General features: G+C 29.5%; 16 protein-coding genes and 1 riboswitch. Of the genes, 12 read left to right on the top strand and 4 right to left on the bottom strand.

Translation table 11 applies throughout. The features are described 5' to 3' along the window. The first annotated feature begins 304 nt into the window (after positions 1 to 304). From ssnA to J2Z24_RS12385, 5 genes are all read left to right on the top strand, one after another. Complete coding sequence (gene ssnA / locus J2Z24_RS12365) at positions 305 to 1,633, top strand: putative aminohydrolase SsnA (protein WP_035145622.1); 1,329 nt, start codon at positions 305 to 307, stop codon at positions 1,631 to 1,633. Positions 1,634 to 1,684: 51 nt separating this feature from the next. Further along, positions 1,685 to 3,055, top strand: coding sequence for a nucleobase:cation symporter-2 family protein (locus tag J2Z24_RS12370; protein ID WP_035145625.1), 1,371 nt, complete (start codon positions 1,685 to 1,687; stop codon positions 3,053 to 3,055). 31 nt (positions 3,056 to 3,086) lie between these two features. Continuing rightward, positions 3,087 to 4,172 carry a 4Fe-4S binding protein gene (locus J2Z24_RS12375; protein WP_035145626.1) on the top strand — a complete coding sequence of 362 codons (1,086 nt, stop codon included), beginning with the start codon at positions 3,087 to 3,089 and terminating at the stop codon, positions 4,170 to 4,172. A 20-nt stretch (positions 4,173 to 4,192) separates the two neighbouring features. Continuing rightward, positions 4,193 to 6,748: a selenium-dependent xanthine dehydrogenase gene (xdh, locus tag J2Z24_RS12380; RefSeq protein WP_035145628.1), complete on the top strand. Its 2,556-nt coding sequence runs from the start codon at positions 4,193 to 4,195 to the stop codon at positions 6,746 to 6,748. A gap of 121 nt (positions 6,749 to 6,869) precedes the next feature. Then, positions 6,870 to 8,582 (top strand): glycoside hydrolase family 10-like protein, encoded by a 1,713-nt coding sequence (locus J2Z24_RS12385; protein WP_051593144.1) that lies wholly within the window; start codon positions 6,870 to 6,872, stop codon positions 8,580 to 8,582. A 73-nt stretch (positions 8,583 to 8,655) separates the two neighbouring features. Here J2Z24_RS12385 and J2Z24_RS12390 read toward each other — a convergent pair whose 3' ends face one another. From J2Z24_RS12390 to J2Z24_RS12400, 3 genes are all read right to left on the bottom strand, one after another. Next, on the bottom strand, positions 8,656 to 9,081 hold the full coding sequence (locus J2Z24_RS12390; protein ID WP_035145630.1) for a MarR family winged helix-turn-helix transcriptional regulator: 426 nt from the start codon (positions 9,079 to 9,081) through the stop codon (positions 8,656 to 8,658). Between the two features lie 104 nt (positions 9,082 to 9,185). Next, positions 9,186 to 10,439, bottom strand: a complete 1,254-nt coding sequence (locus J2Z24_RS12395) for an efflux RND transporter periplasmic adaptor subunit (protein ID WP_035145631.1) — start codon at positions 10,437 to 10,439, stop codon at positions 9,186 to 9,188. Position 10,440: 1 nt separating this feature from the next. After that, the gene (locus J2Z24_RS12400) at positions 10,441 to 13,554 is read right to left on the bottom strand and encodes an efflux RND transporter permease subunit (RefSeq protein WP_035145633.1); all 3,114 of its coding nucleotides are present in this window, start codon (positions 13,552 to 13,554) and stop codon (positions 10,441 to 10,443) included. A gap of 239 nt (positions 13,555 to 13,793) precedes the next feature. Between J2Z24_RS12400 and J2Z24_RS12405 the strand changes: the two genes are divergently transcribed. The 6 genes from J2Z24_RS12405 to J2Z24_RS12430 all read left to right on the top strand — a co-directional run bounded on the left by J2Z24_RS12405 (position 13,794) and on the right by J2Z24_RS12430 (position 20,449). After that, positions 13,794 to 15,581, top strand: a complete 1,788-nt coding sequence (locus J2Z24_RS12405) for a methyl-accepting chemotaxis protein (RefSeq protein WP_035145634.1) — start codon at positions 13,794 to 13,796, stop codon at positions 15,579 to 15,581. Positions 15,582 to 15,691: 110 nt separating this feature from the next. Beyond that, positions 15,692 to 15,876: riboswitch (cobalamin riboswitch) on the top strand. Between the two features lie 122 nt (positions 15,877 to 15,998). Next, positions 15,999 to 17,063 (top strand): ABC transporter substrate-binding protein, encoded by a 1,065-nt coding sequence (locus tag J2Z24_RS12410; protein WP_035145636.1) that lies wholly within the window; start codon positions 15,999 to 16,001, stop codon positions 17,061 to 17,063. Then, the gene (locus J2Z24_RS12415) at positions 17,029 to 18,171 is read left to right on the top strand and encodes a FecCD family ABC transporter permease (protein ID WP_085058992.1); all 1,143 of its coding nucleotides are present in this window, start codon (positions 17,029 to 17,031) and stop codon (positions 18,169 to 18,171) included. The genes J2Z24_RS12410 and J2Z24_RS12415 overlap by 35 nt, the downstream gene beginning before the upstream one ends. A gap of 6 nt (positions 18,172 to 18,177) precedes the next feature. Next, the gene (locus J2Z24_RS12420) at positions 18,178 to 18,936 is read left to right on the top strand and encodes an ABC transporter ATP-binding protein (protein ID WP_035145777.1); all 759 of its coding nucleotides are present in this window, start codon (positions 18,178 to 18,180) and stop codon (positions 18,934 to 18,936) included. 16 nt (positions 18,937 to 18,952) lie between these two features. Then, positions 18,953 to 19,276 (top strand): CGGC domain-containing protein, encoded by a 324-nt coding sequence (locus J2Z24_RS12425; protein ID WP_035145637.1) that lies wholly within the window; start codon positions 18,953 to 18,955, stop codon positions 19,274 to 19,276. 312 nt (positions 19,277 to 19,588) lie between these two features. Next, complete coding sequence (locus J2Z24_RS12430; protein WP_035145639.1) at positions 19,589 to 20,449, top strand: methyl-accepting chemotaxis protein; 861 nt, start codon at positions 19,589 to 19,591, stop codon at positions 20,447 to 20,449. Between the two features lie 33 nt (positions 20,450 to 20,482). Here J2Z24_RS12430 and J2Z24_RS12435 read toward each other — a convergent pair whose 3' ends face one another. Beyond that, on the bottom strand, positions 20,483 to 21,061 hold the full coding sequence (locus J2Z24_RS12435; RefSeq protein ID WP_051593145.1) for a hypothetical protein: 579 nt from the start codon (positions 21,059 to 21,061) through the stop codon (positions 20,483 to 20,485). A gap of 244 nt (positions 21,062 to 21,305) precedes the next feature. Between J2Z24_RS12435 and J2Z24_RS12440 the strand changes: the two genes are divergently transcribed. Beyond that, positions 21,306 to 23,309 carry a methyl-accepting chemotaxis protein gene (locus tag J2Z24_RS12440; protein WP_035145643.1) on the top strand — a complete coding sequence of 668 codons (2,004 nt, stop codon included), beginning with the start codon at positions 21,306 to 21,308 and terminating at the stop codon, positions 23,307 to 23,309. Positions 23,310 to 23,345 lie beyond the last annotated feature (36 nt).

The raw sequence follows: 23,345 nt of genomic DNA on the forward strand, positions 1-23,345 counted from the left end.
ACTTTTTTAAGGAGTGAATTTTTATAATATGTAGTTAATTAATAATAAATGGATAGTATCAAAATGATAATTGTTTTTAGAAAAATACATTATAATACTTTAATAAAAGGTAGAAAAAAGTAATTATCAAATTGATAATTTATTATCAATTTGATAATAGGAATCAATGTATAATAATACAAAAAAATACATAAATGCGGATATGCCAGATGATTGTCCATAACATATATTTGGCATATATATTGCTATTATTAGAATAAATGTTAATTTTATAACAGTATATCGGTAAATAGGGAGTGGTTTAATGTTATTGGTAGGTAGTGGAAGATTAATTACTCAAAACTATGAAATGCCATATTTTGAAGATGGATGTGTAGTTATAGATAGAAATATTATAAAGGAAGTTGGAAATACAGAAACTCTTAGAAAAAAATATAATTCAGCTGAATTTATTGATGCTAAAGGTAAAGTTATAATGCCAGGAATGATTAATACACATATGCATATATATAGTACTTTTGCTAGAGGTATGGCTTTAAAGGATGAATCACCTGTAAAGTTTTTAGAAATACTTGAAAAATTATGGTGGAGATTAGATAAAGCTTTAACTTTAAAAGATATTAAATATAGTGCTTTAGTTACTTTTATTGATTGTATTAAAAATGGTACTACTACAGTTTTTGATCATCATGCTAGTCCAAAAGCTGTTACTGATAGTCTTTTTACTATTGGAGATGTTTCAAGAGCATTAGGCATAAGAAGTTGTTTATGTTATGAAGTATCTGATAGAGATGGAAAAGATATTATGGAACAAGGTATAGGGGAAAATGTAGAATTTATAAAATATACAAAGGATAAACAAGATAGCCTTTTAAAAGGAATGTTTGGATTACATGCTTCATTAACTTTGTCAAATAAGACAATGGAAAAATGTGCAGAGTCTATTTGTAATTTAGATAGTGGATTTCATGTTCATATAGCAGAAGGGATAGAAGATGTTTATGATTCTTTAAAAAAATATGGAAAGAGAACAGTGCAAAGATTTATGGATTTTAATATGTTAGGAGAAAAAACTATTGGAGTACATTGCGTACATGTGAATGAGCTTGAAATGGAGATTTTAAAGGATACAGACACAAATGTGGTACATAATCCTGAATCAAATATGGGAAATGCAGTAGGAGTTGCTCCAATTATTAACATGTTAAATAAGGGAATAAACTTAGGACTTGGAACAGATGGATATACTACAGATATGTTTGAATCTATGAAGGTGTGCAATCTTTTACAGAAACATAATCTTTCAGATTCAAGTGTAGGATTTAGTGAAATACCTACTATGGTATTTGAAAATAACAGAAATATATCATCAAAATATTTTGAAAAACCAATTGGATGTTTAAAAGAAGGGGCATATGCAGATTTAATTATAGTTGATTATAATCCATATACACCTATATTAAAAGAAAATTTAAATTCCCATATTTTATTTGGTATGTCAGGTGGAAGAGTTGATACCACCATAATAAATGGAAAAGTTCTTATGAAGAATAGGGAATTAATTAATATAGACGAAGAAAGCATTTTTAATAAAGCTAGAGAATTAAGTAAAAAAACTTGGGAAAGATTTTAAAAAAATTCATGTAAAGGATTGTAAGAATAATTTAATTGAGAGGTGAAATAAATGGAAAAGAAGGGGAATGAAGCTGTAATGGCAGTAGATGAGATATTACCTAGGCAACAAATGATAATTTTGGCACTACAACATGTTTTAGCAATGTGTGCTGGTGCTGTAGCTGTACCATTGATTGTTGGAGGAGCATTAGGTTTATCATCAGAAGAAACTATATTTCTTATTAATGCAGATCTATTTGTAGCGGGGATAGCCACATTAATACAATCTTTGGGAATAAAAACCTTCATAGGAGCTAGAGTTCCAATTGTAGAAGGGACAAGTTTTGCTTTTGTGTCAGCTATGGTAGCTATAGCTAATAGTTATCCAGGAGATACTATAACAGGTATAACCACTATATTTGGAGCTACATTTGCTTCAGGAGTATTTTGTTTTTTTATGGCTCCTTTTTTTAGTAAGCTTATAAGATTTTTCCCAAAGGTTGTAACAGGAACAGTAATAACAATAATAGGGTTATCACTATTACCTGTTGGAATAAGGTGGTCAGCAGGTAATGATGTGAGATCACCTAATTTTGCAAGTCAAGCTAATATTATGTTAGCAATATTTGTACTTATATTAATAGTTATTATGTCTAAATATCTTAAAGGGATTTTGGGCAACATATCCATACTTTTAGGTATCGTTATAGGAACAGTTATTGCTTCATTTTTAAATATGACGGATTTTAGTAGAGTTCATGAAGCATCATGGTTTAGCATAAACACTCCACTACACTTTGGAATGATAAAGTTTGATTTAACTGCAATAATATCTTTAATATTAGTAACTCTTGTTGCAATGACAGAAGCTACTGGGAATATGATAGCTATTCATCAGATAGTAGGAAAGCCTATTGATCATAAGAATTTAACAAGAGGACTTAGGACTGATGGATTTGCTTCAATGTTAGCTGCATTTTTTAATACATTTCCTCATACTGCATTTGGACAAAATGTGGGACTTGTAAATCTTACAGGAGTAAAAAGTAGATTTGTTGTAGCTTGTTCAGGAGCAATTCTTATTCTACTGGGGTTGTTTCCCAAAGCTGGTGCTATAGTTGCATCTATTCCATATCCTGTACTTGGAGGAGCAGGGTTTGCCATGTTTGGAATGGTTGTATCTGGAGGAATTAATACTTTAGGTAGTGTTCAGTTTAATGGGACTAAAAATGGAATGATTGTAGCAATTAGTATAGGACTTTCACTAATACCATTGGCAGTGCCAAGTTTTTATCAAGCTTTTCCACAATGGGTACAAACTCTTTTTCATAGTGGTATAACTACAGGAAGTATTGCAGCCATATTATTAAATTTATTTTTTAATGAGCTGGGAAAATCTAAAATTAAAGTTGAAGAAAAGATTGCTAATAATACTATCTAAAATAATTTATAGATATAGGAGGAATTTATAAATGGCTAAATTAAGTATTAATATTTGTGGTATGAAATTTTCAAATCCTGTTTTTACAGCAGCAGGACCTGGAGCAAAAGACGGCAATATGTGTATAGAAGCTGTAAAGGGGGGAGCAGGAGGAATAGTTACTAAAACTATATCTGAAAATCCGGCAGATGTTCCACGTCCATGTATGGCAAATACTAATAGTGGATTTTTAAATACAGAACTTTGGTCAGAACTACCAAAGGAACAATGGATAGAAAGGGAATATAAAAAAGCTAAAGAAATTGGAGTTCCTTTAATAATAGGAATGGGGTATACAGCAGAACAAATAAAGAAAGTAGCACCACTTGTAAAGCCTTTTGCGGATGCAGTGGAACTTTCTACACACTATGTTGGAACGGATACAGAACCTATAGTGGCAGCATTAAGAGAAGCTAAGAAAGCATTAGATGTACCTGTATTTATGAAGATGAGTCCTCATACAGATATACAGAAAATAGCTAAAGCTGTTGAAAATGCAGGTGCAGATGGATTAGTAATGATAAATTCTTTCGGGCCTTGTATGGCTATAGATGTGGACACAGGATATCCAATAATGGGAAGCAAAACAGGATATGGATGGCTGTCGGGAGCCCCTATTAGACCTTTAGCTATTAGATGTATATATGAAGCCTCACAGGTGGTTGATATTCCTATAATGGGAGTTGGAGGAGTAACTTGTGGTAGAGATGTGGCTGAAATGTTTATGGCAGGAGCTTCAGCAGTACAGGTATGTACTGAGGCTATACTTAAAGGACCAACCATATATGGAAAGATAGTTACTCAACTAAATGATTTCTTGAATAGTAAAGGATATGAAGATATAGAACAAATTAAAGGACTTGCTCACAAAAAGAATTTAGATAGAGAGTTTAGAACTTATTCAATAGTACCTACAGTAAATCAGAATTTTTGTGTAAAATGTGGATTATGCAAAGTTAGTTGCATGTATGATGCAATAACTATTAAAGATAAGCTTTATATAAATAAGGAAAAATGTTTTGGATGTGGACTTTGTGTAACAAGATGTTCTAAAGGTGCTTTAAGTATAGCTTATTAAAAATTTAAGGAGAGAGGGAAATGTATAGGTTCAAATTAAATGGGAAGGAAGTAGTGGTAGAAGAGGATAAAAATTTATTAGAATATTTAAGAGAAGATGCTAGATTGACTTCAGTTAAAAATGGATGTGGTGAAGGTGCTTGTGGTGCTTGTATGATATTAGTTGATGGAAATAAAGTAAGAGCATGTCTTCTAACTACTTCAAAAGTTCATGAAAAAAGTATATTAACTGTAGAGGGCCTTTCAAAAAGAGAGAAGGATTTATATACTTGGGCTTTTTCAGAAGCAGGAGCAGTACAATGTGGATTTTGTATTCCAGGTATGGTTATAAGTGCAAAAGGTTTACTGGATAATAATTTAAATCCAACAAGAAAGGAAATCAAAGAAGCTATAAAAGGTAATGTCTGTAGATGTACCGGATATGTAAAAATAGAGAAAGCTATAGCTATGGTGGCAAAGGCTTTAAGAGAAAATTTTTATCCGCTTAAAAGGGAGTTTAAAGGAATAGTAGGAGAATCTATATATAGAATTGATGTGGAAGACAAAGTATTAGGGACTGGACAATATGTAGATGATATGCAAGTAGATGGAATGCTTTATGGTGGAGCTGTTAGAACCAGGTATCCTAGAGCATTAGTAAAAAAGATAGATATAAAGGAAGCAGAAGCATATCCGGGGGTAGTAGCGGTTATTACAGCTAAAGATATACCAGGAAATAGATTTATTGGACATTTAGTAAAGGATTGGCCAGCAATGATTGCAGAAGGAGAGGAAACTAGATATATAGGAGATGCAGTAGCTTTAGTTGCTGCTAAGAGTAAGAAGATTTTAAGAGAGGCTATAAATAAGGTGAACATAGAGTATGAAGAGCTTAAACCATTTACTTGTCCAGAAGAAGCTATGAAACAGGGAGCAGCAAAAATTCATGCAAAAGGAAATATATTAAAAAAAGAAGTACTAAAAAGAGGAAACGTAGATGAGGCTATAAAAAAATCTAAGTATGTGGTAACTGAAAAATATAGTACTCCTTTTACAGAACATGCTTTTTTAGAGCCAGAAGCTGCTATTGCTATGCCTTATGAAGATGGAGTGTTAATATATACCGGAGGACAAGGTATATATGATGATCAAAGAGAGGTATCAGAGCTACTTGGATTAGAAGCCGAAAAGGTAAGAGTAATAAGCAAATATGTAGGAGGAGGTTTTGGAGGTAAAGAAGATATGAGTGTACAACATCATGCTGCGCTTCTTGCATGGTATACTAAAAAGCCTGTGAAAGTTATTTTAAGCCGTAAGGAAAGTATACTGGTTCATCCTAAAAGACATGCAGCAGAAATGGAATTTACTACAGCCTGTGATGAGAATGGTAAACTTACAGCTATGAGAGCTAGAATAGTAACAGATACAGGAGCTTATGCTTCATTAGGGGGACCTGTACTTCAAAGATTATGTACCCATGCAGCAGGACCTTACAATTATCAAAATGTAGATATTGAAGGAATAGCAGTATATACTAATAATCCACCAGCAGGAGCGTTTAGAGGTTTTGGTGTTACTCAATCTATTTTTGCCACAGAATGTAATTTAAATTTGTTAGCGCAAAAGATAGGTATATCACATTGGGAGATACGATATATAAATGCTTTAAAGCCTGGAGATATTTTGCCCAATGGACAGATAGCAGGACAGGATACAGCTATAGTAGAAACTCTTTTGGCTGTTAAAGAAGAATATGAAAAAAATACTTATGCAGGTATTGCATGTGCAATTAAAAATAGTGGATTAGGGGTAGGTATTCCTGATACTGGCAGATGTAGACTGACTATAATAGATGGAAAAATTCACATAAGAACTAGTGCAGCATGTATAGGGCAAGGTATGGCAACTATAGTATTGCAGATGGTTTGTGAAACATTAAAAGTTTCACCTGATAAAGTAGTTGTAGATGTACCGGATACTGCAATTACCCCAAACTCTGGCACTACTACGGCATCAAGACAAACTGTATTTACAGGAGAGGCTACAAAGAAAGCTGCTTTAAAATTAAAAGAAGCTTTAAAGGTGAAATCTATTGAAGAACTTGAGGGTCAGGATTTTTATGGAGAATATTTAGGAGTAACAGATCCTATGGGATCAGATAAACCTAATCCAGTAAGCCATGTGGCATATGGATATGGAACACAGGTGGTTATTCTAGATGAGAAGGGTTTTGTAATAAAAGTTGTTGCTGCTCATGATGTGGGAAAGGCAATTAACCCAATAAGTGTAGAAGGGCAAATAGAAGGTGGAGTTGTAATGGGACTTGGATATGCCCTTACAGAGAATTATCCTTTAAAGAATTCTATTCCAAAAGCTAAGTTTGGAACTTTGGGATTATTTAGATCAACTAGTGTTCCTGAGATTAAATCTATAATAATTGAAAAAAACACTTCATCTCTTGCCTATGGAGCAAAAGGTGTAGGAGAAATAACTACAATTCCTACAGCACCAGCAGTTCAAGGAGCTTATATGAAATTAGATGGCAAATTTAGAAATAAACTACCTTTAGAAGACACAGCTTATAGAAAGAAAAAATAATAAGCTTTTCATATTGTAATTTCCCCCATTTAATAATAATATATAAGAAGAACGTTCCATAAATTTACATGGAATCAATTTCACAAGAATAACTTGATGAGATAAAAAAGGGGGAAAAATAATGTCAAAGGTTAAATTAGTAAAATTTATAGCATTATCAGTATCTTTTATATTTTTGTCATCTTCACTATTTTTTACTAAAGTAAATGCAGATATGGATTCTAAAGTACCTTTATTAAAGTATGGAACTAATAATCCCATTCTTTTACATGGAAGTCAAGTTTATATTCCAAAAGATCCAATCCATGAAAAAAGGCAGTTTAGAAGTGCATGGGTATCAACAATAAGTAATTTAGATTTTCCATCAAAGAAAGGGTTAAATGAAAAAGAATTTAAAGCTGAATACATAAAGCTTTTAGATAATTTTCAATCTTTGAATTTAAATGCTGTTACTTTTCAAGTAAGGCCAAAAGCAGATGCTTTTTATAAATCAAAGATAAATCCTTGGTCTGAATATTTAACAGGAGTCCAAGGAAAAGATCCTCTTTGGGATCCATTAAAGTGGATGATAGAAGAAACCCATAAAAGAAATATGGAATTTCATGCTTGGTTCAATCCATATAGAGTAACAGTTGGATATGAGCCAAATAAAACTACAAAACAACTTTTAAGTACTTTGGCTACAAATAACTGGGCAAGAAAAAATCCTCAATATGTTTTAAAATTTGATGGTAAGCTGTTTTTAAATCCAGGTGAGCCACAGGTAAGAAATTATATTAAGGATAGTTTAATGGAAGTAGTTCAAAATTATGACATAGATGGAATTCATTTTGATGATTATTTTTATCCATACAAAGTAAATAGAAATGGGAAAACCTATGTTTTTGGTAATGCTAAAGAAGATTTAAATACATTCAAAAAATACAGAGGAAAGTTTAAAGATATAAAATCATGGAGAAGATACAATATTGATTCATTGATTCAACAAGTATCTGCAGCTATTAAGTGTAAAAAGTCCTATGTAAAATTTGGCGTAAGTCCTTTTGGAATATGGGGAAGTATAGAAAATCACCCTGTTGGAAGTACTGAAGGAGAAGGCTCACATACACCTAAAGGATCTTCAGCAAGCTATGATGATATATATGCAGATACAAGAAAATGGGTAAAAAGAGGATGGTTGGATTATATTACTCCTCAAATCTACTGGAGCTTTGCACAAAATTCAGCACCTTATGGAGAACTTACAGATTGGTGGGCAAATGTAGTTAAAGGGACTAATTGTCAATTGTATATTGGACATGCTAATTACAAACATGTAACTAATAGCAGTTTCGATAAGGATTGGCAAAATTCTCAAGAGATACCCAATCAATTAAAGTTTAATTCTATGTATCCGGAAGTTAAAGGAAGTAGTTTTTTTAGTTTATCTAGTTTAAAGACTAATAAATTTAATACCACAAATATAATAAAGGATTCTTACTTTAATTTTAAAGCTCTTGTTCCTACAATGCCATGGTTAGACAATAAAGCACCAAATATAGTTAAAATAAATAATATTGAAAAGCAGGACAAAGGTATAACTATAAAGTGGCAGGATGAAGAGAAAAATGATTCAACTTATTATGTAATATATAGATTTGATGGCAATGAAATAGGAGATATTCAAAATCCTAAAAATATTTTAACCACTGTTAGAAGAATTAATAGACAGACATATTTACAATTTAATGATCTATCTGCTAGCATAGACAGAAATTATACTTATGCCATTACTGCTTTAGACAGGCTTCATAATGAAAGTGAGCCTACTGTGTTTGTATATATGAGGAAATAAAACTTTAATATATGGTTAATTTAAAATTTAAACTAATATGGAGTGAATAAATTTACTCCATATTAGTAAAACATTATTCTATTTTTTTTAATATGCTTCTAGCAGTTTGTAAGGAGTCGGATAGCATAATCATATCTTCTTTAGATAGAGATAAAAGTTTAAGTTTAATATTATTTCTTAAAGATAAATACATTTTGTGTAAATATTTTTTTCCTTTAGTGGTAAGGTTAATATTTATTACTCTTCTATCTTTTTTATCAGGTATTCTTTCCACTAAGTCTTGTTTTATAAGTTTATCTATAATAACTGTCATCTGAGGTTTGGAAATTTCTAGTTTTTTACCAATTTCTGAAATTGGTAAACTTTCCTCTTCATACAACACACCTAATACCATACTTTGATTTTTTGGTAGTTCTAAATTGAAATTTAAGAGCAATCTGTCAAACATAATGTTATCAATTAGAATATCTACAATGAGCTCCGTAGTATCTTTATTCATATATTTTTTATAACACCTCCTAAAACTATATGTTTAAAATGCGTTAGTTATTTAATATTTAAAAACTAACGCATTTATATAAATTTAGTTATATTTAATTAATATTATTTTGCAATGTTAACTTTTTCACCTTCACTTAAAAAGTTTTGCCCATCAATAATTATGTTAGTTCCTTCTTTTAAGTTGCTTGTAATTTCTGTGATTTTGTCATTTGAAATTCCAGTGCTAATGGATACTTTTTTTACCTTACCGCTTTCAACTATATATAAATACTTAACATTATTTTCTATCTTAATAGCTTCATTAGGAACAGTCAATATACTTGATTTATTTTCAGATGGTAAGGATATTTTTGCAAACATACCTGATTTTATTTCTCCATTTGAGTTGTCAATTTTAACTTTAACAATATAAGAATTATTTTTAGTATCTACATCAGGACTTATATTATTTATTATACCTGAAATTTTTTTGCCTTCTAAAGCATTTATTTTTACATTTACAGATTGACCAACCTTAATTCTATTTACCATTTTATCAGGTATATTTATTTTTGCAATTAAATTTGATGAATTTATAATTGTAACTGAATTTGAAGGCGATGAAGCAATTTGTCCAATATCAATATTTTTAGCAGATACTACACCAGCAATAGGTGATTTAATTATTAGATTATCAAGTTGAGATTTAATATAATTAACACCAGCCTGAGATTGTTCAACTTGTGCTACAGCAACTTGTATGGATTGAGGTCCGGATTTTTCTTTTAATAAAGCTAAATTATTTTTAGAAGTATTTAAATCTATAGATGAAGTATCATATTTTGATTTTGAATTATCTAATTCTTGTTTAGAAATTGCTCCTATTTCATATAATTTTTGCATTTTATTGTAGTTATCTTTAGAATCGTTATAGGATATTTGAGATTTATTTAATGCTTGCTCTAAAGTTAATATTTGTTGAGCTAATCCAGAATCACTTGTTTTAGCTAAATTAACATTAGCAGCATTTAGCATAGCTTCTTGTTGTTTTAGTTGAGCTGTAAGTTCTGACGAATCTAAAGTAAAGAGAGTTTGTCCAACTGAAACCTTGTCCCCGATATCTACATTTACACTAGCAACTTTTCCAGGTACTTTAGGTGAAAGAGTTATTTCTTGTATAGATTCTAAATTACTTGGATATTCTATTTCAGTAGATATTGAGGCGATAGAGGCTTTTTTTACATTTACATTTTTAATTTCTTCTTTTACTTCTAGTTTTTTATTTTTTTTATTATAGATAACAACACCTCCAGCTACAATAGCTATTATGACAATAATCAATATAAATTTACTTTTATTAAAACTATTTGATTTCATATTATTCCACCTCCATAATATGTGATGTTTTTTTGTTCTTTTTAAATAATGCTTTTTTCATATCGTCCATTATTGTATAAACCACTGGTAATACAATAGGAGAAAGTATAGTTGATACAATCATACCACCAATTACTACTACAGCCATACTAGATTTGGTTTCACTTCCTTCAGCTAATGATAATGCAGCAGGAAGCATTCCAACTATCATTGTTACTGAAGTCATTATTATAGGTCTTAATCTAGTAACACCTGATTCTATAAGAGCATCTTTTAGGCTCATACCATTTTTCATAAGAGTGTTTGTATAGTCTATAAGTAAAGTACCATTTTTAGAAGCTAGTCCGTCAAGCATTATCAGACCTATCATAGACATTAGATTTAAAGATTTACCAGTTATAGCTAATGCAAATAAAGCACCTATTATGGCACAAGGTAAAGCTAACATTCTTATAAATGGAGTTAAGAATGATTCATAAAGAACTACTAAAATCATATAAACAAGAATGATTGAAGCAGCTAAAGCTTTTATAAGTGCAGAAAAAGCATCTGTCATTTGTTCCTGACTTCCTCCAAAATTTATACTATATCCAGTTGGCACAGATATGAATTTTAATTTTTTATTTATATCACCAGAAACTTCACTAAGTACTCTTCCTTGTATATTGGAAGAAACTGTAACTATGTCTTGTCTATCCTCTCTTGATATTGATTGTTGTCCATCTTCCTGTACTATAGATGCAATTTGACTTAAAGGTATTTGTTGTCCTGAGGAATTAGTAATTTTTATGGAACCAACATCTTCAGTAGTTTTTATTTCATTTTTCGTAAATTTAAGTTTTATATCATATTCATCATCTTTTGTTCTATATGTACCCGCTGTAGTACCTTCTATACCAGTTCTAAGCAAACTAGCTACATCGGATATAGAAACTCCATATTGTGAAGCTGCAAGTCTATCAACTTTTACTTTAAGTTCACTACTTTTTGTTTTTGAGGAATTACTTACATCAATAACTCCTGGAATTGTATTAATTAAACTTTCAATTTTATTAGATAAGTCTTTTAATGTATCAGAATTATTTCCCATTATGTTAATAACTATTGGTTTACTGCTTCCACCGCTTCCCATTTGTTTTTCTGATATATTAAAGTCTACTCCAGGTAACTTCTTTCCCCAATCACGAACTTCTTGAGCAATTTTATTTTGACTTTTTTTACGTTGATTCTTAGAAACTAATTGAACAATGATTTCACCAGAAGCTTTGTTATTATTGTTTCCTACTGTTGAGAAATAATCTTTTACTTCTGGCAATGTTTTTAAATAGTTTTCTACTTGAACTATTTTTTCATTGGTTTTGTTTAAACTAGAACCAGGAGTAAGAGATAAGTTAATAGTAAGAGAACTCTGGTCTGTTTGAGGAATAAATTCTGAATTTATAAATTTCATAGGAATAAGAGATATGCTAAAAACAATCATTATAAACACTATAGTTAACACTTTTCCTCTATTGTCTAATGACCATATAAGAATTTTTTTATATAATTTTACAGTTCCTTCAAATAAATTGGAAATTTTATTTTCTATTTTTCTAATTAAATTAATCTTAGTAGCTTTCTTTTTAACATTTTCATTAGTTATTGTTTTTTTCTTATATAAAATTGAAGCAAGCATTGGAGTAACTGTAAATGAAACTACAAGTGAAAATAGGGTTGCCACAATTATTGTTAACCCAAATTCTTTAAAAATTTCTCCTGTAATACCTGACATAAAAGCAATAGGAGCAAAAACCACCACATCACAAAGTGTAATAGCTATAGCAGCCATTCCTATTTCTTCACGACCTTCAATTGCTGCTTTGACAGGAGTTTTTCCCATACTTAAATGTCTTTGAATATTTTCAAGTACAACTATAGAATCATCAACTAATGTACCTATACATAGTGACAGTGCCATTAGGGACATCATATTTAAAGTAAACTTAAATTGATACATCATAAAGAATGTAGATATAAGTGATGTAGGTATAGCAACCAATGTAATTATAGAAGAACGCCAACTGCGGAAGAATAAATAAAGTACAATAGCAGTAGTTATAATTCCTTCTATAAGATTACGTTTTATTTCAGATAAAGAAGCATTAATAAAAGTAGTAGTATCATTAGCAATTTTTATATCAATTTCACTAGGGCTATTTTTTTTAATATTTTCTAATTCTTTTTTTACCTTATTTACTGCTTCTACAACATTTGCATCACTTTGTTTTTGTATACTAATAGATATTGTATTTTTATCATTTAGCCTTAATAATGAAGCAGGTTCAGGAGTTTCTAATTTTATTTCTGAAATATCGTTAAGACGAACAGCCCCTCCACTTAATGTAGGAATTAATATATTTTTTATTTCATCAATATTTTGAAATTCACCATTTACCCTAATAGATTCATTTATATTATCATGTTTGATTTCTCCCGAAGGTATATTAATATTATCTGATTTCAATTTACCTATTAAAGTATTAATATTTACTCTATAGTATTCTAGGGCAGTTTTATCAAGTTTTATCATCAATTGCTTCTTATTGGCACCTTGCAGGTCTACTTTTCCAATACCGGGAATTTTTTGTATAGATTCTTTAACTTTATCTGCTTCATTATAAAGTTCATCATAACTAACATTTCCAGTTAAAGCTAAGGTTAAAATCGGCATATCATTAATATCTGCTTTATATAAGACTGGTTTATTTGCGCTTTGAGGAAGTTTGGATGATGCATTATCAACAGATTTCTGTACATCTATTAATGCCGAATTCATATCAATAGTGCTTTTAAAACTTATAATAACCAAACCGTATCCTTCACGACATTGAGAATTAATTTTATCAATACCACTTATTCCTGATACAGCATCTTCAATTGGTTTTATAATATCTTTTTTTACATCTTCAGCACTAGCACCGCTATAGGTAGTTGATACTGTTATGATAGGAATATTCATAGAAGGTAGTAAGTCAGCCCCCATATTTTTGTAACCTATTATTCCTAGTCCTATAAATAATAATATTACCATTGTTATTGCTGCAGGTTTTTTTACTGAAATTTCGGTTATTTTCATTTTGAACCTCCTATATTAAATTTGTTACATATTAAAATAATTAATATGAGTAATTATTAATAATATTAATAGTTAATAAAATTAACCATTTTATTATAATATCATATTAAATAGAAATCAATAATTTCATATAATAAATAGAATAAGCAAAAAAATATATAGGTATTATCGAATGTGATAGAAAATTCTAACCATTTAAGTTATAATTATAGAAAATATCTAATTTAGGGGGCATGTGTATGAATTTTATTACAAGTAAAATAAGCAGAAAAATATCATTATTTACAATTATAATAGTGTTATTTATATCCTTTCTTTTAGGGAGCATTAGTGTATATAGTGAAATTAAGATGAATAAGAAAATGTTGAATTCTTTAGAAGAAACAGTAAGAGAAGATTATAATGTTATGATTAAAAATCAGGTAGATAATGTTATAACATTATTAGATAGAATATATAAAAAATATGAAGCTAAAGAGATTACTTTAGAACAAGCTAAAAACTTAAGTATAGATTTAGTGCGTGATTTAAGATATGGTAGAGAAGGTTATTTTTGGATTGATACTGTTCAAGGAGTAAATATTGTATTATTGGGCAGTGCAACAGAAGGCACTAATAGATATAACTTAAAAGATGTAAAAGGAAAATTAATTGTACAAGAAATTATTTCCAATGGAATGAAAGAAGATGGAGGGTATACAGACTATTGGTTTCCTAAAAAAGGAGAAACAGAAGCTTTGCCAAAAAGATCTTATAGTAAATTGTTTAAACCTTTTAACTGGGTAATTGGTACTGGAAATTATGTAGATGATATTGATACTTTCATAGCTGAAAAGAAAGATATTCAAAATAAAGAATTAATTAAAAATAGAATTATTTTTATTGGAATGGTTATAGCATTTATTTTCTTAGCAATTATTTTAGCAGTATACTTTGGGAAAAAGATAACAAATCCAATTTTAGTAATAACAAATTTAATTAATAAAACGGAAGCTTTAGATTTAGCATATGATAAGAATTTTGAGGAAATTCTTAATTATAAAGATGAAACAGCAACAATTGGTAAAGCAGTTATTAATCTAAGAGACAAATTAAGAGCCATGGTGGGGGAGATTCAAGAAAATTCTGGAGAGATATTAAATCAATCTGAAAGTTTAGTAGCTTCTACAAATGAAACAGTACAATCTATAGATGCTGTAAATATAGCGGTGGAAGAATTAGCTAAAGGTGCTACAGAACAAATGGTGGATGCACAAAATGGAGTGGATAAGATACAGAGATTAGCGAAAAAAATTGATAATTCAGTAAATAGTTCTAATTTATTAAAAAAACATTCATCTATCACTAAAAATACAAACGCTCAAGGTCTTGAAGTTATGGAGAATTTATTTAATAAATTTAAAGATAATAACATAGCAAACGCAGAAGTTGTGTCAAATATTAAGATTTTAGCTGAAAAATCTAATTCAATTGGTAGCATAGTAAATGTAATTCAATCTATAGCAGAACAAACTAATCTTTTAGCATTAAATGCAGCTATTGAAGCAGCTAGAGCAGGTGAATCTGGTAAAGGTTTTGCAGTAGTTGCAGAGGAGGTTAGGAAATTAGCAGAACAAACAGCCAAATCTACTCAGGAAATTAGTAATGTTATTATAGAAATTCAAAAAGAAATTACAAATGCTAAGGAAAACATTGACAAAGGACAAGCAAGTAATGAAGAAGCAAATCTATCTTTAGAAGAAGCAAAAAAGGCATTTTTAAGTATAGAAGAGGCTGTTGAAGAGATGCTTGAACAAACAGAAGTATTAGATACTAATATTAGAGAAGTAAATAAAAGTAAAGATGAGGTATTAACTTCAATACAACAAATTTCATATATATCAGAGGAGTCTGCAGCTTCTACAGAAGAGGTTTCTGCATCTATGGAAGAACAGTCTGCAAGTATGGCAGAAATATTAGGGTCTACAGAAAAACTTAAAAGTATTGTTGTAGCTTTAGATGAAATTATTAGAAAATTTAAATTGTAAAGTTAATATAAGTTTAGCAATTATATAGAAATGGAAGCATCAGCTCATGCATGTAGGAACTTGATATATATAAATATTTGTGCTAATATACTTTAGGTAATAATTTCATAGAATATTTTCAAAAAATAGGTTTAATGAGTTTATTAATTAAAAGGGAAGTTGGGTGAAAATCCCACGCGGTACCGCCGCTGTAAAAGAGGAGTTTTCTTCTATTATGCCACTATTTTTAAAATGGGAAGGCAGAAGAAAATTATGATACTTAAGCCAGAAGACCTGCCTATTTTTTTGCACTGTAACTCTACGAGTAATAGGGAGGTGTTTATTGTATTTTATTTGTGTACATATTTATAACTCTTTAGCTATTTGTAGTTAAGGAGTTTTTTATTTAAAGAAAAATAAAGAAAGAGGAGTGTAAATATGAAAGGGAAAGCTATAAAAAAATTATATCAAAAGTTAATATTAGGAGCAGTTACTGTTTCAATGATAATGTCATTAAGTGCATGTTCTGCAAGTAATTCATCAAAAAATGCTAAAAGTACAAATAAAAATAATGTGGAAACTTCAGTAAAGCAAGGAGACAAGCAATCTAATTATCCAGTAACAATAACAAACTATAATTTTGCTGGAGAAGAGATTAAGGTAACTTTTGATAAAATGCCAGAAAGAGTATTAACTACAAATCAAACTACTACTGAATTAATGCTAGATTTAGGTTTAGAGAAATATTTAGTTGGTACCTGCTATCTTGATAATCCAATATTAGATAGATTAGTAGATAAATATAAGAAAGTTCCTGTAACATCAGAAAAATATCCAACAAAGGAACAGGTGCTAGCTTTACAACCGGATTTAATTTTTGGATGGAAAAGTGTATTTGCAGATAAAACTTTAGGCGATGTAAAAGAGTGGAATGAACGAAATGTTAAAACTTTTGCTCAACGTAATACAGTGAAAACAGTGGGTAATTTTACCATAGAGAATGGATTCAAGGATATTGATGACTTAGGTACTATATTTAATATTAAAGATAAAACTGATAAATATGTTAAGAATTTAAGAGATAGACTAAATAAAATAGAAGAAAAAACATCTAAGCTTAAAAATAAGAAAAAAGTATTAATTCTTGAAGATGGCGGAAACGGTAAGTTTAGATTATATGGTAAAAATGATTTAGTAGGAGATATGGTACTAAAAGCAGGTGGAGAAAATTTAGGTGAAAAATCAGGTACTATGAGTCTTGAAAATATAGTATCTGCTAATCCGGATGCTATTGTACTTGTACATTTTGGAGATGAAAAGGAAATACATGATAAGAACTTAGCTAAAATACTTACTGGAAATAAAGCTTTAGCTAATGTAAATGCTATTAAGAATAATAAAATAATTATCACTGGTTTAGCAGAAACATGGGCTGGCGGAGTTCGAACTGTTGATGCAGTAGAACGTTATGCTAAAGAACTATATCCTGAATTATTTAAATAAAATGGAAGATACATTAAAATCAAAAGTTACTATTAAAGAAAATAAAAATTTAAAACCAGTGAAAATAACTAATTTAATGATTGTAACAGGCCTATTTATAGTTTTAGTAATATCAATAATCTTTGCAGTGGCTATTGGCTCTGTAAAAATACCTGCAGCGGATGTGTATAAAGTTATTATGTACAAGCTATTTAATATTAAAGGGTTAGAGTCTACTGTTCAAGTGTCATTTATTGATATCATATGGCAAATAAGATTACCAAGGGTATTACTTGGGGTAATTGCGGGTATGGGATTAGCCTTAGGTGGAGTTGTAATGCAAGCAACAGTACAAAATCCTTTAGCTGATCCATATATATTAGGAATTTCTTCAGGAGCTGTTTTTGGAGCTACATTTTTTATATTAATAGGACCTAATGTTTTAACAGGAACATTTCTAAACATAGGAGTGGCATTTTGGGCATTTATTGGAGCATTGTTATCTTCAATAATAGTTTTTAAATTATCTAGTATAGGTGGAAGGATTACCCCAGTAAAATTAGTGCTATCTGGGATGGTGGTTAGTCTTATATGCTCATCTTTTTCTTGTTTAATGGTATATCTAACTAATAACAATGATGCAGTACGTTCTATTTCAGAATGGACTATGGGAAGTTTAACAGGTGGAAAGTGGAGTAATTTATGGCTTCCAACTTTAGTTGTACTAATACTAGCTACTTTCTTTTTATGCCAATGTCGTGTTATGAATACTATGCTTCTAGGAGATGAAGCAGCTGTAACTTTAGGGATAGATTTAAATAAATATAGAAAATTATATATGATTATAGTAGCTATATTAACTGGGGTGTTAGTAGCAAATTGTGGCATTATAGGGTTTATAGGATTGGTGATTCCCCATATAACTAGAGGCTTAGTTGGATCAAATCACAAAAATAATTTACCTATAGCTATGCTTATTGGAAGTATTTTTCTTGTATGGGCAGATGTATTAGCACGTATTATTCTTAAAAACATGGAGATGCCTATAGGTATTATAACTTCATCATTAGGAGCTCCATTCTTTATATATATTATAATAAAGCGTGCATATAGTTTTGGAGAGAGGTAATTGAATATGAAGTTAAATATTGAAAATATAGATGTAGTATTAGGCAAAAAAACAATAGTACAAGATGCCTGTATTAAGATTAATAAAGGGGAATTTGTAGGAATTATAGGCCCTAATGGGAGTGGAAAGTCCACTTTATTAAAAACAGTTTATCGTGTTTGTAAACCTGAATCAGGAGCTATATATTTAGATGGAAAAAATCTTCTTACTATGCCTATAAAAGATATGGCGCGTGAATTAGGTGTTGTAAGTCAATTTAATCATATAGCATTTGATATTAAAGTGGAGGATATGGTGCTTATGGGGAGAAGTCCTCATAAAAAGATGTTAGAACAGGATAATGAAAATGATTATAAAATTGTTAGGAAAATGTTAGAAAAAGTAGATATGCTTCATTATGCTAAAAGAAGCTTTTCAACTTTATCAGGGGGAGAAAAACAAAGGGTTCTTTTAGCTAGAGCATTAGCTCAAAAGGTGGAATTATTTATATTAGATGAGCCTACAAATCATTTAGATATAAAATATCAAATTCAAATATTAAATTTAGTTAAATCTTTAGGTATTACAGTAGTGGTAGCACTTCATGATTTGAATTTAGCAGCTGCTTATTGTGACAAATTATATGTTATGCATAATGGAAATGTTGTGGCTAATGGAGAGCCCAAAGATGTATTAACGCCACAGCTTATTAAAGAAGTATATGAGGTGGATTGTACAATCCATACACAACAAGAGCCAATGTACATCACCTTTAAAACAATTTAAAGAAAGGATATATATTATGGCTATAGCAATAATGGCATGTAGAAAATTAATTGGGAAATGTTCAGGTACAGGATGTTTTAAAGCTTACAACAATTGCAAAGTAGCTTTTGAAATATATAAAGATAAAAAACCACTTCTTGCAAGTTTTTTCTATTGTAGTGGTTGTAAAGAAACTAAGGGAACAGATGAAGACTGGGAACATAAAATAACTCAACTTAAAAGCAATAATGTGGATACTATTCATTTAGCACTTTGTATAAATGTGGAATGTGATGAATATGAAAAGCATGAAGAAATACTTAAAAATGAAGGCTTTAAAATAGTTCGTGGAAGTCATTAATAAAAGAAATTAATTATATATAGAAAGCATATACAGTGAAATTAAAGTTTGTATATGCTTTTTATTTATTATGCAAAATTTGATAATAATATTTGTAGTTAATTGTGAACTTTTGTAGTAATTAAAAATATATATGACTTTCAAAGTCTTAATTTGGCTAAAAATATTTAATTAGTTAGCTAATAGGAGTATAATTATTATAAACTTGAAAAATAGGTATAAAATGAAATTTTATAATGTTTATAGAATTATTTTGTAACATAAAAAATATAATCATGATAAAATCTTATATAATAGGAGGTAGAGTATATTATGGGAAACAACAAGTTAAACAAAAAGATTTTCAAAACTAATGAAGAAATATTAGCCGCATTTAAATTAGTACTGCCATACATAAATAAGATTGTGCATGATGACATGGCAGTAGGGCTTACAGATTTACAAGAGTATTTAGGGTATTATAGGGCAAAGGAATTTGAACTAGATTTGCCTGAAGGAAAGCCAATAAAGGGAATCGATACCATTGAAGAATGTATTAGATACAATAAAGAAACTTTTGCAGACATTCCTCCAGAAGTGTATGGACGAGCTATTAAAACTATTTTTACACCTATATATGGTATTAATAATGAAATTATTGGAACACTTAGTTCAGGAATAGATTTTCAAAATAATAAGGAGTTAATAGAAAATATAGTAAGCTTAGCTGAAACAATTAAACAAGTATCATCAAATGCTAAACAAGTTTCTGAGGATGCTAATACCTTAGCAAAATCAGGAGAAACAGCAGTTAAGATGGCTCAGGAATTAACTAATAAGAATCATGATACTACAGAAATATTGGAATTTATAAAAAATATCGCTACCCAGACTAATTTGCTAGGGCTCAATGCATCTATAGAAGCTGCCAGAGCAGGAGAACAAGGTCGAGGTTTTGCAGTAGTAGCAAAAGAAGTACGTAAATTAGCAGATCAATCACAAGAGGCGGCAAAGCGTATTCAACAAACATTAATAGAAATTGATAATTCTGTAAAGGAAATTAGCAATTCCATTGAAAATACTGGGCAAGTTAGTAAAGAACAGGCAGCTGCTACAGATAAAATTTTATCTAGTCTTGAGGATATTAACAATACCACAAAAAGTCTAGAAATATTTATTGAAAGATACAGGTAGTAGCAAAAATTTTTGTAGATTTCATTAAAGGAATCATTGTGATGTCATAAAAAAGCTAAAGGCATCTTTGGTGAGACCTTTAATGGTATCTACTTTTCTTATATTTCTTATATGGTATACTTGGTTATCATAATCTTTTGCTTGATTGTCACAAATATATGCATAATCATATTTTTGCCCTTCAACCCATCCCATAAATATGTATGTATGAGAAGGTATTCCGTTGGTAGTTCCTTTTTCGTCAGTTGTGAAACATATGTCTCCAGGCTTTAATTTTTTATAATTTCTTTGTTTTTTCCATCCTCTCTCATTCAAAAAGTTTATGAAATCACCGGTGTTTCCCATATATTTGGGAACTTCATAATTATTTCTTCTTAGTACCTCACTTACAAAAAAAACGCAGGTATTTTCAGAATTCCCTCCATTTAAGTCAACAGCAGCTAAATATGTTTTTTGCCTATTTTTTTTACTCATTAGAAATTCATGTACATTTTCAGAAGAGTAATTTTTACTTATTATATTATTTTTAATATCAGGAATAACATTTTTTAATATTGATACAAATAACAAACCTAGTAAAATAATTTTTGCTAATGGTTTAACTTTCTTCATTAATGAATCCTCCTTTTTAGTTATGTATTTATTTTAAAATAGAAAGTTTAAAATAAGACTAAATAAAACGTAAGATTTTCTTAAGATTAAATGTATTAGATAATTACTACTTTAATTGATAATTTTCGATATATTTCCATTGATACACTGATATTTTGATAATAATTAGTGAAGGTGTAAAGATTTATAAAAAAAATCACGAATAACAAAATACAAAGTATTTATTATGTTTGGAGGGAAAAAGATGAATCTTAAAAGTATGAAAGGAAAATTGCTTGTATATTTTCTATCACTTTTTTTCATAATATGTGTAGCTATTTCGTCTATAACATATTCTATGTCTAAAAAAACTATTGAAAAGAAGACATCAGATCTTATGTTAGAAGTTAGTAGACAGGCAGTGCAAAGCATAGAACAAGGGCTTGAAGCTAATCTATATTCTTTAGAAACTTTAGCTAATAACCCTATTATAAAAGATAATAAAATAACTTTAGATAAGAAAAAGAATATATTACAAGAAGAAGTCAAATTGCATAACCATATAAAAATGGGAATTGTAAACAAGGAAGGTAAATCAACACAAACTGACGGGACTATAGTAGATATAAAGGATAGACCTTATTTTAAAAAAGCTATGGAAGGTAGAAGTACTGTATCTGAACCAACAGTAAGCAAAGTTAATGGTAAGGTAGTTATAGTTTATATAGTACCAATTAAAAATGGCAATACTATCATAGGAGCACTTACTGCTGTAAGAGAGGGAAATGATATAAGTAATGTTTCTAATACTATAAAAGTAGGAGAAAATGGTGGAGCCTACATGATAGATTCAAATGGTTATGTGATAGCACATAAAAATAAAGAGTCTGTTATTAATAGAGAAAATACCATAGAAATGTCTAAAAATGACGGAGATTTAAAAGATTTAGCTCAAATAGAAGAAGCTATGATTCAGGGAAAAGAAGGTACTGCTGAGTATACTTATAAAGGCGAAAATAAATATATAAGTTATTCACCTATGAAGAGTACAGGTTGGTCTGTAGCTATATATACACCTAAAGATGAGGTTTTAAAAGAGGTATCATATATTACAAGAAATATAATTATAGTATCAATTATAGGTATGTGTATAGCTTTTATGGTTATATTATTTATAGCTGGACAAGTATCAAAAAATTTAATAAGTATGAGAGATAATTTAAATTTAGTTTCTACAGGTGACTTAACTAATGAAGTGGATAAAAAAGTAGCAGATAGAAAAGATGAATTAGGTGATATGGCAAATGCTTTATCAAAGACTGTGCTTTCTATAGGAAATATGATAAAAAGTTTAAAGGGAAGTTCTTTAGAAATTGATGATAAAGCAAATAATTTAGCAGCTATATCCGAAGAATTTACAGCATCTACTGAAAATATATCATTGGCTATACAAGAGGTAGCTAGTGGAGCTACAAGTCAAGCACAAGCATTAACACAAATAGTATCAATGCTTAATGATTTTAGCGAAAAAATAAATGTTACTGTAAGTGATATAGAAGAAATACATGGTATGTCTAATGAAATAGATAAAAAAGCAAATACTAGTAATAAAGATATGGAAGAATTATTAAATTCAATAGAAAGCATAACTAAAGAATTTGAAATATTTGAATCTAAAATATCAAAGATGGAAGTAAATGTAGGAAAAATAAATGAGATAACTAATCTTATAAACGATATATCAGAAAAGACTAATCTTTTAGCACTAAATGCAGCTATAGAAGCAGCTCGTGCAGGAGAATCAGGTAGAGGTTTTGCTGTGGTTGCTGATGAAATAAGAAAGCTTGCTGAAATGAGTAGAAAGTCTTCAGAGGATATATACAATATAATAAATGGAGTTTTAGACGATACAAAAGATATGGTAAGGAGTTCAAAAGAAGTAAACGAAAAATTAAATGGACAAAGGTCTACAGCAGATGAAGCTATGAATTCTTTTAAGGAAATATCAAAATCAGTTGCAAATATGATACCAAAAATAAAAAATATAAATAATTCAGCACAAATTATAGAAGAAAATAAAAATGATATTTTAGACAAATCAGAATCTATAGCATCTATATCAGAAGAAATATCTGCATCTTCAGAAGAGATATCTGCATCAGCACAGCAAATGAATGCATCTTCAGAAGAGGTAGCAAATACAGCTCAAAACTTAAATGAAATGACAAGAGATATGTTAGAACAAATGAATAAATTTAAAACACAATAAAAGTTGATAAATATTTTACACAAAACATAAGTTAAG

Origin of the sequence: Clostridium tetanomorphum (genome assembly GCF_017873215.1) — a bacterium.
Lineage (GTDB): Bacteria > Bacillota > Clostridia > Clostridiales > Clostridiaceae > Clostridium_AO > Clostridium_AO tetanomorphum.